General features: G+C 37.4%; 14 protein-coding genes. 6 read left to right on the top strand and 8 right to left on the bottom strand.

Going from position 1 to position 16,188, the window contains the following annotated elements:
• Positions 1-73: 73 nt before the first annotated feature.
• Positions 74-1,399: a sulfatase-like hydrolase/transferase gene (locus U859_RS0122710; RefSeq protein ID WP_025145576.1), complete on the bottom strand. Its 1,326-nt coding sequence runs from the start codon at positions 1,397-1,399 to the stop codon at positions 74-76.
• 143 nt (positions 1,400-1,542) lie between these two features.
• On the opposite strand from U859_RS0122710, the gene U859_RS30605 reads away from it, so the two are divergent.
• Together U859_RS30605 and U859_RS0122720 are read left to right on the top strand one after the other, a co-directional pair.
• Positions 1,543-2,892, top strand: a complete 1,350-nt coding sequence (locus tag U859_RS30605) for a Fic family protein (protein WP_025145577.1) — start codon at positions 1,543-1,545, stop codon at positions 2,890-2,892.
• 12 nt (positions 2,893-2,904) lie between these two features.
• Complete coding sequence (locus U859_RS0122720) at positions 2,905-3,672, top strand: MBL fold metallo-hydrolase (RefSeq protein WP_025145578.1); 768 nt, start codon at positions 2,905-2,907, stop codon at positions 3,670-3,672.
• Positions 3,673-3,921: 249 nt separating this feature from the next.
• Here U859_RS0122720 and U859_RS0122725 read toward each other — a convergent pair whose 3' ends face one another.
• A complete protein-coding gene (locus tag U859_RS0122725) occupies positions 3,922-4,509 on the bottom strand; it encodes a YceI family protein (protein WP_025145579.1) in 588 nt (195 codons plus the stop codon).
• Positions 4,510-5,044: 535 nt separating this feature from the next.
• On the opposite strand from U859_RS0122725, the gene U859_RS0122730 reads away from it, so the two are divergent.
• Positions 5,045-6,130: a Shedu anti-phage system protein SduA domain-containing protein gene (locus tag U859_RS0122730; RefSeq protein WP_025145580.1), complete on the top strand. Its 1,086-nt coding sequence runs from the start codon at positions 5,045-5,047 to the stop codon at positions 6,128-6,130.
• A 271-nt stretch (positions 6,131-6,401) separates the two neighbouring features.
• On the opposite strand, the gene gcvP is transcribed toward U859_RS0122730, so the two are convergent.
• The 4 genes from gcvP to U859_RS0122750 form a co-directional block, all read right to left on the bottom strand.
• Positions 6,402-9,278, bottom strand: coding sequence for an aminomethyl-transferring glycine dehydrogenase (gene gcvP / locus U859_RS0122735; RefSeq protein ID WP_025145581.1), 2,877 nt, complete (start codon positions 9,276-9,278; stop codon positions 6,402-6,404).
• Between the two features lie 452 nt (positions 9,279-9,730).
• Positions 9,731-10,294, bottom strand: coding sequence for a hypothetical protein (locus U859_RS0122740; RefSeq protein ID WP_025145582.1), 564 nt, complete (start codon positions 10,292-10,294; stop codon positions 9,731-9,733).
• Between the two features lie 106 nt (positions 10,295-10,400).
• Positions 10,401-11,306, bottom strand: coding sequence for an EamA family transporter (locus U859_RS0122745; protein WP_029986074.1), 906 nt, complete (start codon positions 11,304-11,306; stop codon positions 10,401-10,403).
• A 97-nt stretch (positions 11,307-11,403) separates the two neighbouring features.
• Complete coding sequence (locus tag U859_RS0122750) at positions 11,404-12,120, bottom strand: pyridoxine 5'-phosphate synthase (protein ID WP_025145584.1); 717 nt, start codon at positions 12,118-12,120, stop codon at positions 11,404-11,406.
• Positions 12,121-12,203: 83 nt separating this feature from the next.
• Here U859_RS0122750 and U859_RS0122755 point away from each other — a divergent pair, with 83 nt between their 5' ends.
• Positions 12,204-13,844 carry an ArnT family glycosyltransferase gene (locus U859_RS0122755; protein WP_025145585.1) on the top strand — a complete coding sequence of 547 codons (1,641 nt, stop codon included), beginning with the start codon at positions 12,204-12,206 and terminating at the stop codon, positions 13,842-13,844.
• A gap of 1 nt (position 13,845) precedes the next feature.
• Positions 13,846-14,226, top strand: coding sequence for a GtrA family protein (locus U859_RS0122760; protein ID WP_025145586.1), 381 nt, complete (start codon positions 13,846-13,848; stop codon positions 14,224-14,226).
• A gap of 101 nt (positions 14,227-14,327) precedes the next feature.
• On the opposite strand, the gene U859_RS32540 is transcribed toward U859_RS0122760, so the two are convergent.
• On the bottom strand, positions 14,328-14,450 hold the full coding sequence (locus tag U859_RS32540; RefSeq protein ID WP_262496812.1) for a hypothetical protein: 123 nt from the start codon (positions 14,448-14,450) through the stop codon (positions 14,328-14,330).
• A 60-nt stretch (positions 14,451-14,510) separates the two neighbouring features.
• On the opposite strand from U859_RS32540, the gene U859_RS0122770 reads away from it, so the two are divergent.
• Complete coding sequence (locus tag U859_RS0122770; RefSeq protein WP_025145587.1) at positions 14,511-15,491, top strand: polysaccharide deacetylase family protein; 981 nt, start codon at positions 14,511-14,513, stop codon at positions 15,489-15,491.
• A 136-nt stretch (positions 15,492-15,627) separates the two neighbouring features.
• Here the strand turns inward: U859_RS0122770 and U859_RS0122775 are convergent, their stop codons facing one another.
• Positions 15,628-15,969 (bottom strand): DUF6370 family protein, encoded by a 342-nt coding sequence (locus U859_RS0122775; RefSeq protein ID WP_025145588.1) that lies wholly within the window; start codon positions 15,967-15,969, stop codon positions 15,628-15,630.
• Positions 15,970-16,188 lie beyond the last annotated feature (219 nt).

The raw sequence follows: 16,188 nt of genomic DNA on the forward strand, positions 1-16,188 counted from the left end.
TTTTAATTGGATATGATGGCGGCAAACTTTAGTGAGCTGACGAACAACCCCCTTAATAACAAAATGTTAGGTTTTACTTTGAATTTCCAGGATATGCCGAGTAAAGTTTCATCAAATGCGCTTTCTGATCTGCATATTTAGCATCATCTATTAAGTTTACGCGCTCTGCCGGATCCCAGGATAAATTGTATAACTCGCTAAGTTCTTTATCATCTTTTTTAGTAATCCTAAGTTTCCAGTCACCATCTTTCACCCCTTCTAAAACATAGTTATGGTAATAGATTGGGCGATGCGTTTTACTATAACCTTTGTTGGTAAGTAATCCCGAAACAGATTCACCATCATACACTCTTTGAGGTAGTTTGCTTTTTGTCCATTCAGCAAGCGTAGGAAAAACATCCAGATTAGAAATTGGTTTGGTTAACTGGGTATTGTTAAGGGTATGGCCTTTCCAGTATACGATAAACGGCACGCGGTGACCACCCTCGTAAGAAATCCCTTTCGAGCCCCTAAAAATCCCAGCAGAGCCTACATGATAAAATTTGGTAAACCCATCATCATACATCCGTTGTGGTGCATTAATCCACGGGCCATTATCGCTGGTGAAAATAAAAATGGTATTATCTGCCTGTCCAGAAGCGACTACCTGTTTCCAGATTGCGGCTAAACCTGCATCCATATCTTCAATTACATCGCCCAGTTCGCCTCCTGCTGACGGTGCTATTCTGCTTTTTTGAGCGGCAAATGCCACAGGCAAGTGCGGCATATTCTGCGCCAGGTAAAGAAAAAACGGTTTCTTTTCTGCTGCACTTTTTTTAATAAATTTAATCGACTCGCGGGTATAAGAACTCGTCAAAATACTATCGTGTGGTTTATAAATCTCTGGTTTTGTATTTCTGAAAATCTTAATCGTGGTATCTGTTTTTACATAAGGTGCCCTGTAATCATGACTGTATAAAAGACCGTAAAACTCATCAAACCCTTTTTTATTGGGTAATGAAACGCCATGATCGCCCAAATGCCATTTGCCCACCAATGCGGTAGCATAACCCGATTGTTTAAGCATCTGTGCAATCGTAATTTCATCTTCGGGTATGCCACGTTTATCGCCCGGGCCTATTGGCCATGGCAGATCCATTCTGTTGCAATATCTTCCTGTTAATAATGATGCCCTGGATGGAGTACAGGTTGGTGAAGTGGTTACAAAGTTTGTAGCTTTTATTCCTTTCGCTGCCATTCCATCCAAGAAAGGTGTTTTTATCAGCGGACTACCATAACATGAAATATCGGCATAACCCATATCATCGGCCAATACAATTATTACGTTTGGCTTTTGTTGTGCTTTTAACTGTATGGAAAGGCTGCAAGCCAGCAGAAAAATTAAAATTCGAAGATTCATGCCTGAAATTTAAGCATCATATTTTACAAAAAAAGGAAGTATCCAAGCTTTTACCGAAACTAATACTAGTGTTTAGATTGTTACCTTTGTATATTAGATTATTCTTAATTTAACATGTTTCCTTAAAAATTAAATCTTTGCCAATGCTTTCTAAAAACCTGCTATCCGAAATTAAAGAAAAATCAGATATGCTTAATTCGTTAAAGCCTTTAAGTCCTGAGAATCAAGCCAAGCTTGACAAGAAGTTTCGCTTAGAATTTAATTTCAATTCCAATCATTTAGAAGGCAACACTTTAACTTATGGAGAAACTGAGTTATTATTAATTTTTGATCAGACTGAAGGCACACACGATTATCGTGAATACCAGGAAATGCAGGCACATGATGTTGCTTTACGCATGATCCAGGAAGAAGCAGCTGAAACTGAAAGACCTCTATTGGAAAATTTCATTAGAAATTTAAATGAAAAGATTTTAGTTAAGCCTTTTTGGAAAGACGCCATTACTGCTGATGGGCAAAGTACTCGTAAACAGATTATTCCGGGAGAATACAAAAAAACGCCAAACTCAGTAAGGCTTTCAAATGGAGAGATTTTCCATTACACCGCACCATCTGAAGTAGCAAATGAAATCGCAGAATTAGTAGCCTGGTTTAATGAAAACAACGGAAAAGAAAACCCGGTTCTTTTAGCTGCTCTTTTACATTACCGTTTTGTGCGGATCCATCCTTTTGATGATGGTAATGGCAGAACGGCAAGGCTTTTAATGAATTATGTTTTTGCCAAAAACAACCTTCCTTTGGTAGTGATTAAAAGTGAGGAGAAAAAAGATTATTTAGCTACTTTGAATAGGGCAGATGCAGGAGATTTAAATGCTTTTGTTGAATATATTGGTAAGCAACTTTTATGGAGTTTGGATTTGAGTATTAAAGCTGCCAAGGGTGAAAATATTGATGAGGATGACGATCTGGATAAGGAATTGGAGTTATTGAAACAGGAACTTAATCAGGTTCCTAACGAATTTGAACAAGAGAAAACCAATTCTGATATAGCAAATGTAATTGAAAACAGTATTGTTCCTCTATTTCGTGAGATTAACTCAAAAATCGAAAAAATAAAAGATTTATTTGTAAGAGTAGATGTCGACTTACAAATCTTACAAATCAAACCAAATGGATATCACGAAGATTTATTTTTCTCCGCCAAAGACTATGTATCTGAAAACTCCTTTGAAGGTTACGAGATAAAATCTGCATCAATAAATATTATATGTACTGCTTTGAAAAAAACAGTAAGACAAAAAAACATATATTATAAATTACGCGTTGACTTAGCTGATTATAATTATAGAATATACAATGACGCAAGAAATGAAGAATTAATCATTTTACCTTACAAGACATTCTTATCTAAATACAATATTGATAGTATTGCTAAATTAGTTATGACTTATGTGATAAATGAAATAAAATCCGCTACAAATCTTAACAATTAAATTTAATACATTTTGCAAGTTCACACCCTATTCGAAGGAACCTATTCTGTTGATGCATCAAAGAAATTTGTGCCTTTCGACCCAGCCATACATAGTTTTAAAGACAGACCCGCTTCATTATTCATCAATGTTCAGCCTTTTTTGGTTGAGCTAAAAAACGACCTTGTGCTTTTTGATACGGGTTTAGGTTTTAGTGATGACCACGGCGAACTGATTTTACATAAAAATATCCGCAATGCAGGTTTCGATCCAACTGACGTAACCAAAGTTTTAATGTCGCATTTACATTACGACCACTCCGGCGGTATGATCCATAAACAAGGCAACGATAAAGTTGAATTGAGTTTCCCTGATGCAGAATATGTCATTAACCGTGGCGAATGGGAAACCGCTTTTAGCAGCACTTCCTCATCTTACCATACCGATATTTTCGATTTTGTGCAGCGAAATGCGCAGTTGAAGTTTGTTGAGGGAGATGGTGCATTGGATGAAACCATTGCTTACGAATTTACTGGTGCACACTGTCCAAACCACCAGGTTTTTCTTTTAACAGAAGGCAATCAAAAAGTATTTTTTGGTGGCGATGTTTTGCCTGAGCCTGAGGAACTGGTTAAAAATTTTATTGCCAAATATGATTTCGACGGTCGCAAGGCAATGGAATTAAGAAAAGAATTTGGAAAAAGAGCTGCAGAAGAAAACTGGGAATGTTTATTCTACCATGGCAAAAGTGCTGCAACTGGTTTTGTGGATGCTGTTGAGGGCGGGTTTAAGATTAGGTAACTCTACTCGCTTTTTTACCACAAAGCTCACAGAGAAAAGGCGCGAAGTACACAGAGTTGGGTGCTATCCAAAATTCTTAAAAACTCTGTGCCTCTCTGTGCAAAACTCGGTGTTCTCGGTGGTTAGTCTTCGACTTCGCTCAGACTGACATAATTTAGCGCCCCTTCGCGTTAAACTTAGCCCTCTTTGCGGTTAAAACAAAAAAGCCTCGACAAATGCCGGGGCTTTCATTTTCCGAGACGGAAATAATTATTTCTTAGCTACCAATTTAACAGTCAATTCGAAGTTATCATCAATTGCTTTGTCGCCAATGCTATCGAAGAATGATTTTGAACCGTATTTGATGTCATATTTAGTTCTATCAACAACGATTTTACCAGCTAAAGCTGAAGCTGTTCCATCTGCATTAACGGTTACAGTTGCAGGGAAGCTTAATGGTTTAGTAATACCTTTGATGGTTAAATTACCTGATACGGTTACATTAGCACCTGAACCCGCAACTTTAGTAATTACGAAAGTTGAAGTTGGGAATTTAGCTGTACCGAAGAAATCGTCTGCTTTTAAGTGACCTTCTAATTTCGCGCTGCCATCAGCATCTTTAATTGAAGCCATATCGATTACAAAAGTACCACCAGTTACGCTTTTACCGTTAACGGCTAAGGTACCTGATTGTAAAGCTACAGTTCCGTTATGAGAACCTGTTACTTTTTTACCAATCCAGGTAATGGTTGATTTTGCTGCATCTACAGTATAAGTTACTGGTTTGGTTGGGTTTTTAAAAGCTGACAATGCTACTACTGCCACTAATAAAAAAATTGAGCTAATTTTTAATTTCATTTTCTGGTTTTTTAAAATTTGATACAAATATAGATGAACTACCAATCTCTTGTTGTTGACCTATGTTAAGTTTTTTCAAAAATAATCGGATTTATTTAAAATCATTCTATTGACTGCAGGATTATGTTAAGGTTTAATATGTTTACTTTTTTGTGAGGATTTTAGAAAGATAGAAGGCGGAAGGTTTAAGGTGGAGGGTTTCCCGTGCTAAAACCTAAAAAAGTGGGGGTCGTTTGTTTATAAACCTGACAGCAGCGAAAATCCTTTTTGTTTGCAGCAACCTTGAATATGCTGTCATGCTGAGGCACGAAGCATCTGCAGCCGATGAAACAGATGCTTCGTACCTCAGCATGACAATACCACAAAAAGATTGAAGCGAATGGCAGGGCTGCACTTTCCGATGAAAAACTGGTATTCATTTCCAAAAAAGATGCTTTGTTTTTGCATACTTAACAATCTTCATAAATAAGTTATTTACATTCAGTAATTTAGAAATAAATGTTACACCTAATTTTAAAATTACTACAAAAAAAAAATGAAAATCAACGATTTAATTTTCAGATATTCTTTTCCTAATAATTGGCCTAAAGATGGATTATGTAGAGTAAGGACGTTTATTAATTCACGGTTTCAGGTATATGTTTTAATAACAGATCTTGGTGTAAAAAATACTTCCGCCTCAGTAACAAATTCAATCGAAATAATTTGCGAGTCTTTAAAAACTAGATTAATTGTTCCAGAAACCTCAATTTTTATTGAGCACTATGAACCTTCATCAGTAAATGATCATACATTCGACATAATAACTATAGAAAAAGGTAATGAACCCAAATGGGAAAACATAAATTTATCAGCAGCAAAATGCTTATTGGATTGTGATGACGAAGAGTTGGATAATCTAAGCCTAGAAAATAAATTTTTACTTGATGAAATAGATAAAACAATAACACAAATTAACCCTCATTTAGATTTGCCAAGACAATTAGAATCAGACTATATACTTAGAGGTCTCGAAATTCAAAAAAACATGGTACCTAAATTATCTTTGATCGAATTAGTAGAAAAGAACTCAAAAGAAATAGATTTTCTAAATCTATTAAAAAAAGATTTATCACTATTCGCTGAAGTATATGCATCCCCATCAGACAACTATATTTGTTTTGCAGAATTTCCATTAAATGGCGGATTTGTTGATTTCGTATTACTTACAGGCACATCAAGAATGGATGTATTTTTAATAGAAATAAAAGGTGCAGAATTCAATATTTTAAATAAAGGCTCCTATGAAAAATTTAATGCAAAAATAGATAGAGCGGTAGTACAAATTACGGACAGGCTAGGATATATACATAGAAATAATTTAGAGTTTAGAAAAAATATCCACATGATTAGAGAAAGAGTAGTAGGTGGTGAATCATTATTTAACTCTTTTATTGGGCCTGATAAAACGACTCGGGTTGATAAAAACAAGGACATTAATATTCATAATATCATTATAGGAGGTCGAACTATTGATGATATAAAAGAAAGCTATAAGCGGCAAAACTTTGAATATAATTTCAATCTTCCAATTAAATTGGAAAGCTGGGAAACATTTATAAGAAAATTAAGAAGAAATTAATTTATAATTCTTAAAAGTATAATGATAACTTTTATTAATAGCAATATTGGATATATTATCTTCACAGCCGATGAAACAGATGCTTCGTGCCTCAGCATGACAGTACCACAAAAAGATTGAAGCGGATGGCAGGACTGCAACCTCCGATGAAAACAGATATTCATTTCCAAAAAAAATCTGCAAGTTTTATGAAATGAATCCATAAAACTTGCAGATAATTTATCTAAATAGATTGCTTCGTCGTACCTCCTCGCAATGACGAAAAGGGAGCTTAAGGAACGATCTCTTCCAAATAACTCTCTATCGGCGGACAAGCGCAGATTAATGCCCTATCGCCATGACTATCGTTAACACGACCAACCGATGGCCAGAACTTATGCTCTAATACATAAGGAAGTGGAAACGCAGCAGTTTGACGGCTATAAGCATGATCCCATTCGTTAGCGGTAATTACCGAAACCGTATGAGGTGCATTTTTTAACGGGTTATCCGTTTTATCTAAAGTACCGTTTTCTACCGAAGTAATTTCGTTTTTAATCGCGATCAATGCATCACAGAAACGATCTAACTCATGTTTAGGCTCCGATTCTGTAGGCTCAACCATCAAAGTACCCGCAACCGGGAACGAAACTGTTGGTGCGTGGAAACCGTAATCCATTAATCGTTTTGCAATATCAGTCACTTCAATTCCGAAAGCTTTGAAAGCACGGCAGTCTAAAATCATCTCGTGTGCACAACGGCCCTGAGCGCCTGAATAAAGCACTGGGTAATGTTGCTCTAAACGCGCTTTCATATAGTTTGCGTTCAAAATGGCATATTTGGTAGCATTGGTTAAACCTTCAGCACCCATCATCGCGATATATGCGTGAGAAATGATCAGGATTGAAGCCGAACCCCAAGGTGCAGATGAAACTGCAGAAATAGATTTTCCTTTATCGATATCAACCACAGCATGACCTGGAAGATAAGGAACCAGGTGTTTAGCCACACCAATTGGGCCCATACCAGGACCACCACCACCATGAGGGATACAGAATGTTTTGTGTAAGTTTAAGTGACAAACATCGGCACCGATATTGGCCGGACTTGTTAATCCAACCTGTGCGTTCATGTTTGCACCATCCATATAAACCTGTCCACCGTTAGCGTGGATGGTCTCGCAGATTTCGATAATGCTTTCTTCGAACACCCCGTGAGTAGATGGATAAGTTACCATTAAACACGATAGGTTGTCTTTATGCAATTCTGCTTTAGCTTTTAAATCTTCAACATCGATGTTACCGTTTTCTAAAGATTTAACTACTACAATTTTCATGTCGGCCATTGCAGCAGAAGCAGGGTTTGTTCCGTGAGCCGAAGCAGGAATTAACGCTACGTTACGGTGAAAATCACCTCTATCGTGGTGATAAGCACGGATAACCATTAAACCGGCATATTCGCCCTGAGCACCAGCGTTTGGCTGTAAGCTCATTGCCGCAAAACCGGTAATTTCGCTTAACCATTTATCCAATTCGTTAAAAACCGAATAATAACCCAATACCTGATCGGCAGGTGCAAATGGATGCACGCGGCCAAAGTGAGACCAGGTAACCGGAATCATTTCTGCGGTAGCATTTAATTTCATGGTACAACTACCCAAAGCAATCATTGAGTGGCAAAGCGATAAATCTTTTGCTTCTAACGATTTGATATAACGCAACATCTCGTGTTCTGAGTGGTGCGAGTTAAAAATTGGGTGGGTTAAATAAGCCGTAGTACGTTGTAACGTAGCTGGAATAACGGTTTCTACATTTTCAACCACCTCAACCTGATCAGCTGCAATGGCTTTAACCTTTGCAAAGATTTTAGCAATTAAAGCTACATCTTCGAAAGTGCTGGTTTCGTCGAACGAAATGGTTGCTACGTTACCAACATAATTTAAGTTGATTTCGTTATCGATACATCCAGAATGGATACCGCCTTTTAAATCGCCCAAATCGAAACGGATGGTATCGAAATAAGCAGAATTTAACTGTTCGAAACCTAAACTTTTTAATGTAGAGGCTAAACTGATAGCTAAACCGTGTGTACGTTCTGCAATGGCTTTTAATCCTTTCGGACCATGATAGGCAGCATAAAAACCAGCCATAATAGCTAGCAATGCCTGTGCAGTACAAATGTTTGAAGTTGCCTTATCTCTACGGATGTGTTGCTCGCGGGTTTGCAAAGCCATACGTAAAGCGTAATCGCCATGGCTATCGATGGTTACACCGATAATACGGCCAGGGATGTTACGTTTATATTCTTCTTTAGTTGCAAAAAATGCAGCATGCGGTCCACCAAAACCCATTGGTATACCCAGACGCTGTGTAGTACCTACTACCACATCAGCTCCCCACTCACCCGGAGGCGTTAATAAGGTTAAACTTAAAATATCGGCAGCTACCGTTAATTTAATATTTTTGCTGTGTAATTCAGCTGCAAAGTTTTTATAATCGAAAACTTCACCGTTTCCTGCAGGGTACTGAACAATTGTACCGAAAAATTCTTCGGTAGCAACGAAATCTATATGACTTCCGATAACCAGTTCAATGCCGTAAGGATTGGCGCGTGTTTTTAAAATATCGATCGTTTGAGGAAAAACAAGTTCCGAAACGAAGAATTTTTTAGCTGCCTGGTTTTTACGCAAGCTGTATTGCATAAACATGGCTTCAGCAGCAGCAGTACCTTCATCCAATAAAGATGCATTGGCAATTTCCATTCCGGTTAAATCGATAACCATGGTCTGGAAATTTAATAAAGCCTGTAAACGGCCCTGGGCAATTTCTGCCTGATATGGCGTATATTGTGTATACCATCCTGGGTTTTCGAATACGTTACGTAAAATTACACCCGGGGTAATGGTATCGTAATAACCCTGACCGATAAAGCTTTTAAAAACTTTATTCAACAATGAAGTTTGTTTTAAAGCACCAAGATATTCAGTTTCTGATTTCGCTGCGGGCAAATTTAAAGGCTGTTTTAACCTAATTGCCGTTGGAACAGTTTGTTCAATCAGCTCATCGATAGAATTTACGCCAACAGTTTGCAACATTTCGGCTGTATCTGCCTCATTTGGCGCAATATGACGATTTTGAAAATCTTCCTTGTAATGGATATTTAAGCTCATGCGGTATGAATAATAAATTTGCGTGCAAAGGTAACAAAAATGAAGCTGTATTTCACTATCAATCAGTGTAAAAAAGGCGTCTTATTTATGCTTAAAAGCGACAAAATTGGTAGATTATCTGCTTAAAATCAAGACAAACGTTTGTTCAATTTTGAGCCAATATTTTGATTATTTGGAAAGCAGTGGCTGTGCTAAAATTTAAGTTTGTTCCCGCCATTCGTTTCAATCTTTTTGAGATCATGTCATGCTGAGGCACGAAGCATCTGTTTCATCGGCTGCAGATGCTTCGTGCCTCAGCATGACAGTAAATTCAGGGTTGCTGCAAGCAAAAAGGATTTCAACTGCTGTCGGGTTTATAAATAAAGGGAATGCAATAAACCCAAGCTGCAGGAGGCATTCAGGCTTTCCCCTTTGGTCTTTCAGCTTTAGTCTTTTAGCTTTAGTCTTTCAACCTAATTCTGCACTTTCCAACCTTCATCTTTACTCAACTTTAATTTATAAGTTTTAGTAATGAAGTTGCTGTTTTTATTTGCTTCTTTATCAAATGGTTCGAAATCGGTCGTATTCATTTTTAACGATACCGTAACTTTTGCTGTGCTGGAGTTTACCTGCGCAAAATCAACTGGTTTCTCGTCAGATAACACATATTCTACCACTTTTACCGTGGCCCTGTCGCCATCCTGTTTTAATACCAACGGACTTGCTTTATCGGTTAAGGTAATCTGATAAACAAAACTGCTATCTTTCGAAAGGAATTTCTTCTTGGCTTCTTTTAAGCTTAAGGTAACCAAACCTTTGCTGGCCAAAGATTTATATTTCCCAAGCTCGAACATGTCGTTTGTACTGTTGAATTTCATCTCGCCAAACTTAAACCTGGTGGTTTTATATTCCGGATTGGCTTTTAGATAACTGGTAATCACTTCAGCGGCTTCATCCTGATTGATGGTGGTTTTGGTTTTACATGCCGCTAAGCCAATGATAATAAAGGATAAAATATAAATGGTAAGTTTTTTCATGTGTAAATGCTTTATGCTTTTTAAAGATATTTATTTTTTTTGTAAGTCGGAGGTTGGGAGTCCGAAAGTCAGAAGATTATTTAGCTCAAATTTTAACCTTATGCACTCAACCTTCCAACCCTCTACCTTTTTTCAAATATTTCAGGTTAGGTAAAACCATCGCCGATAATATCACCACAACGCCAACCCACCTCAAAAATGAAACCTGCTCTTGCAGTACAAACCCTGCCATCATTACCGCAACTGGTAATTCTGCCGCGCTTAAAATAGAACTAATGGCCGTACCAATTCTCGGCACGCCTTCGGCATAAAATAATGGCGGTATTACGGTACCGAAAACTGAGATAATCAAACCCCATTTTAATAAACTTCCACCCAAAGCGCCGTTAAACAAAAATGTTGGTGGAAAGATGATGAAGATCAATATACAGGCCCCGGTAATCATCAGGGCACTCTTTTTTAAGGGCGCATATTCATTCCCGATTCTACCGCTCAATATTAAAAAACCTGCATAACAAAGTGCAGCGAGTAAACCGAAACCAATGCCTTTTAAATCCATACTTCCGATGCTGGTTTCTACCATTCCGCTGGCCAACACCGTCCCACCTAAAACCAATAGAATTGCCAAAAATTGCAAACCAGTTGGTTTTTTCTTAAAAATGAGGTATTCCATTAAAATGCTCATCCATATAAACTGCATCAATAAAATAATGGCAACCGAATTAGGCACCAACTTTACGCATTGATAATAAAAAATACTCACCAAACCTGTACAGGTTCCTGCGATTATCATTTTCCACCAGGGTGTTTTAGCAGGAACCGCTTTGGCTTTATAACCTGCAGTTCTGCTTTGGAAGAAAAATAAAACCCATAAAATTACAGCTCCGAAAAAAGCCTGGGCACCGGTAACATCACCTAAAGTATAACCTTCGTGATAAGCCAGTTTAACAAAAGTAGAGAGGATACCAAAACTACAGGCACCAAAAAAAACAAGGAGAATTCCTTTTAACATATTTATATTATCTAACCACAGAGAAAAAGAGTTTTTCACCGAGTGCGCAGAGGCTCTGTTTCTCTGTGCACTTCTTAGTGTACTTTGTGGTTAAAAACTAAGCCAGTTGTTGTAAATATTTCTGAACGGTTGTTTCTAAACCTAAGTAAAGCGCATCGCTAATTAAAGCATGACCTATGGAAACTTCCAGTAAACCTGGGATACTTTGAGCAAAATAATGCAGGTTGTGCAGGTCCAGATCATGGCCGGCATTAATCCCCAAGCCTAAAGTATTGGCGTGATGGGCAGCCGCGATATAATTAACAATTGCCTTTTCGCGATCAGCGAAATAATTATGCGCATAGGCCTCGGTATATAATTCGATACGGTCTGTCCCGGTTTCAGCTGCGCCCTCAACCATTTCTACTACCGGATCAACAAAAATAGAAACCCGGATGCCTTCCTTCTGGAAAACAGCAACCATTTCTTTCAGGTAATCTTTATGTTTAATGGTATCCCAACCATGATTGGAAGTAATCTGCCCTTCAGCATCAGGCACCAAAGTAACCTGGGCAGGTTTGTTGGCCAAAACCAGATCAACAAATTTATCTTCTTTACAATTTCCTTCAATATTGAATTCTGTAGCAATAACAGCTTTTAAATCGTACACATCCTGATAACGGATATGGCGTTCATCAGGGCGTGGGTGTACCGTGATTCCCTGCGCGCCGAAACGTTCGCAATCTAATGCAACTTTAACTAAATCAGGATTATTACCCCCGCGGCTGTTGCGGAGCGTAGCAATTTTATTGATGTTAACAGATAACTTTGTCATAAAGCAAAGATAGGGCTTTGCCCCTGTTAATCTTAAACCTTAAAAAAATTTGACTTTTTTTTGCTCATATTTGCTTCCTGTAAATGAACTTGAAAGACACCACCCTGTATAAAATCTTAATTGCCCTGATCGCATTGGTTAGTGTATTGGCTCTTTTTGGTGGGGTAATGGAACCCGATTCGGCACTTTATGCATCCATTGCCAAAAACATGGTGCTTCGGAATGACTGGGTTAGCATTTATGTTCGCGGTGCAGATTGGCTGGATAAACCACATTTAACTTTTTGGCTGGCCGCTGCCTCATTCAAGGTTTTCGGGATTACTGCTTTTGCTTATAAACTCCCTTCCTTTTTATTTGGGTTATTGGGTGCATGGTACCTTTACAAACTGGCAAAAGACATTTACAATGAAAAAACAGGATTGATTAGCGCCCTGATTTTTTTAAGCTCGCTGCACATCCTCATTTCTACTTTCGATGTGCGTGCAGAAGTTTACATTACCACCTTTACTTTAGCTGCTATTTATCATTATTATAAAGCACATCAAGATTCTTTTTTGCATGTTGTTGCGGGTTCGTTTTTCGCCGCATGTGCGATTATGATTAAAGGCATATTTGTGCTGATCCCCGTTTTTGGTGGGTTTATCATTTACTGGCTACTAACGAAACAATTTAAGCAGTTATTAAAACCAAAATGGTGGATTGCCATTGCATTGATTTTTATTTTTATTATTCCCGAACTCTATACTTTATATGTTCAGTTCGATTTACACCCGGAGAAGGTGGTGTTTGGAAAAACCGGAGTTTCTGGTTTAAAATTCTTCTTTTGGGATAGCCAGTTTGGCCGCTTCTTTAATAATGGGCCGATAAAAGGAAAAGGTGATATTTCTTTCTTTTTACACACCACGCTTTGGGCCTTTTTACCCTGGTCGATATTGTTTTATACTGCGGTAGTTAACCTTTTCAAAAAGAAAAACAGGATTGATTTACCAGCAGAAAGTATCATGATCTGGACCAGTGCAGCAATTACCTTTCTATTGTTTTCACTTTCGAAATTCCAGCTGCCTCATTATATTTTGATCATTTTGCCACAGTTTGCCATCATTACGGCTTTGTACTTACAGAAACTGGAGGGGAAAAGTTTAAAAATATTTTTCACCATTCAAAATGTACTGGCAGTTTTAATTGTTTTGATTCTATCTGCTGTTGCTGTCTTTTTTGGTTTTACAAATAATTATATAGCAATTGCGGTTTTAGTTATTTTACTGACCGTATCCTTTTTAATTTTCAAAGGATTAAAAACTGAAAATCTGCTGGCAAGAAGTACTATGATTTCGGTTGGTTTAATGATTTTTCTTTCTGCATTTTTCTATCCATCGGTTTTAAAATACGAATCTGGCATGCAGGCTGGTAAATGGTTAAAAGAAAATTACCCTAAGGCCAAAGCTGCAGTATTGATGCATCCGGATGCATACTCATTCGATTTTTATGCCAATGGCGAACCGAAATACTTTTGGAGTTACGAGGAGCTGAATAAATCTAAAGATGAAAAAGATCTTGTGATTTACACCCCGGAATCGGAACTTGAAAGATTAAAAACCGAATACCACGTCGAATTGTTAAAATCATTTGAATATTACCACATTACCAAATTAACAGGTAAATTCATCAATGCCAAAACACGTCCGCAGATTATAGCGCATTTTTATTTGGTTAAAATACATTAGCATGGATTTATTTTTCCGCATTTTAAAATTTGGATTAACAGGTTTCCTAGGAATGGCAATCGATTTTGGTGCAACCTGGCTGTGTAAAGAGAAAATCAAAATCAACAAATACATTGCTAACGCCATTGGATTTACCTTGGCTGTAACCAATAATTACCTCATTAACCGGGTATGGACATTCGAGAGTACCAACGTGCATTGGGCAACAGAATTCAGTAAGTTTTTAGTAGTAAGTTTAGTCGGCTTGGGTTTAAACACCTTCATCATTTATCTTTTTCACCAACGGAAAAATGGAACAAACTTTTACGTAGCAAAGTTTTTCGCTATTGTAATTGTCTTTGTATGGAATTTTCTGGCAAATATGTTGTTTACATTTAGGTAAATCTGATCATTAAGAAATTAAGGACATTAAGAAAAAGTCTGGATATGTTATACGATTGGCACAGCCAAATGAACAAATGACCAGTGAACTAATGAACCTTGTTAAGAAACGTTTTTGCCGATAAAGTAGAACACAACAAGCCATATTAATCCTTTAATCAGGAAGAATAAAAACCCAACCAGCCCCACCCTTTTAAACCATAATTTTGCTTTTTCTTTGTTCATGGCGATGTTTGTAAAGATAACGGATTTGCGTTAAATTAGAAAGATTTTAAATAAGGAAACATGAAATTATCTAAACGTCTGCTCATCACTATTTTTTGCAGCTGCTTTTTTTTAATTCAAACTTTTGCACAAAATTTTGAAGATATTAAACGCTATAAGGTAAGTTTTGCCATAGCAACAGGTAATAATGAGAAGTTGATTGCGCTCAGAAGTTTTTCGGCAAATAACCAAAAATATTTATTACTGGTTAATCCTGAAACTTTAGATACTAAAGTAGATCTAGCCAGTAATTATACCACAAGCAGTCTTCAGTATTCGAATGTATTGGCGATTTTTAAGAACACGGCTTATATAAAATCAATAGAAGCCGCCGCTGCTAAAGATCTGCAGTTACAAAACGCAGGGATTGATCACGCCATCCCTAATGAAAAAGGCATTACCTTAACCATCGATCTTTGTCCGTCGCATAAGGCTTTAGACCGGATTATTTTCCAATCGGTTTTTGATGAATTTAAAAAGACAGAGCAGCCCGCCCCATTAGCAGTTTCCGTTTCGGGTAAATGGATGTTAAAACACCCGGATGACCTGAACTGGCTAAAAAGTCTCGTGGATAAAAAGGAGCTGAATATTACGTGGGTGAACCATACCTACAACCATGAAGTAAATAAACTGCCTTTGGCTGAAAATTTCCTTCTGGCTCCGGGAACCAACTTAGATATAGAAGTATTGGAAAACGAAAAACTGATGCTTAAAAACGGTTTAACCCCTTCTGTATTTTTCCGTTTCCCGGGATTGGTATCAGATAAAGCAATTGTTGAAAAAATCGAAGCTTACGGATTAATTCCCGTTGGAAGCGATGCCTGGTTAGCTAAAGGACAACAGCCGAATGCGGGTAGCATTGTTCTTATTCATGGTAACGGGAACGAAGAAATCGGCGTAAAGGATTTTATCCAGTTACTAAAAACGAAACAAGCTGACGTGAAAAATAAACAATGGTTGCTTTTCGATTTAAGGCAGGGTTTAGAAAAGGAATTTGAATAACCTACGTTTTAACCGCAAAGGATGCTAAGAAAGAGGCAAAGGGTGAAAAGTTAAAATTAGCAAGCAGACCACAAAGGCACTAAGACACAATTTTTTAATTTCTTTATGCTTTTGTGTCTTTGTGGTTGATATATTACTATTTCTTAACTGGCAATAACTTTATTTCTTTGGCTTTAAAGCGGTTGTTTACGATTTCGCCGGTAACTTCTGCTTTACTTACGGCATTGCAAAAACCATGTTCGCCATGGGCATCACCGAAATCATCAATGCCTTTGCCATCAACAAAATAAGGTTTGCCATCAATTTTAACCGCCAATTCGCAATCTTTACCTTTCATTTTAAACTGGCATTCACCACAGGCAATATCGACCACCTGTTTGGTTATTACTTTTGCAGTTGCTGTTTTTTGAGATGCAGTTTGGGCATTTACAGAAACTGAAAATAAACCTAGTATCAGCGCAAATATTAACTTTTTCATCGTTTGTGTTTTTTCAAATGTAGGATTTCAGCGGCAAAAGAACCACACATTTTGTAAAATAAACCTGATAGAAATGGAAATCCTTTTTGTTGTCATTCTGAGCGTAGTCGAAGAACAACAAAAAGATTGGAATGAATAGCAGGACTGATGTCTCAGATGAGCACTGAACGTGCGTTTTCAAATATTTTGGAAATTGTTTGAGTGTCTAAAAACACTTAG

It is taken from the genome of Pedobacter jeongneungensis (assembly GCF_000633455.1).
Lineage (GTDB): Bacteria > Bacteroidota > Bacteroidia > Sphingobacteriales > Sphingobacteriaceae > Pedobacter > Pedobacter jeongneungensis_A.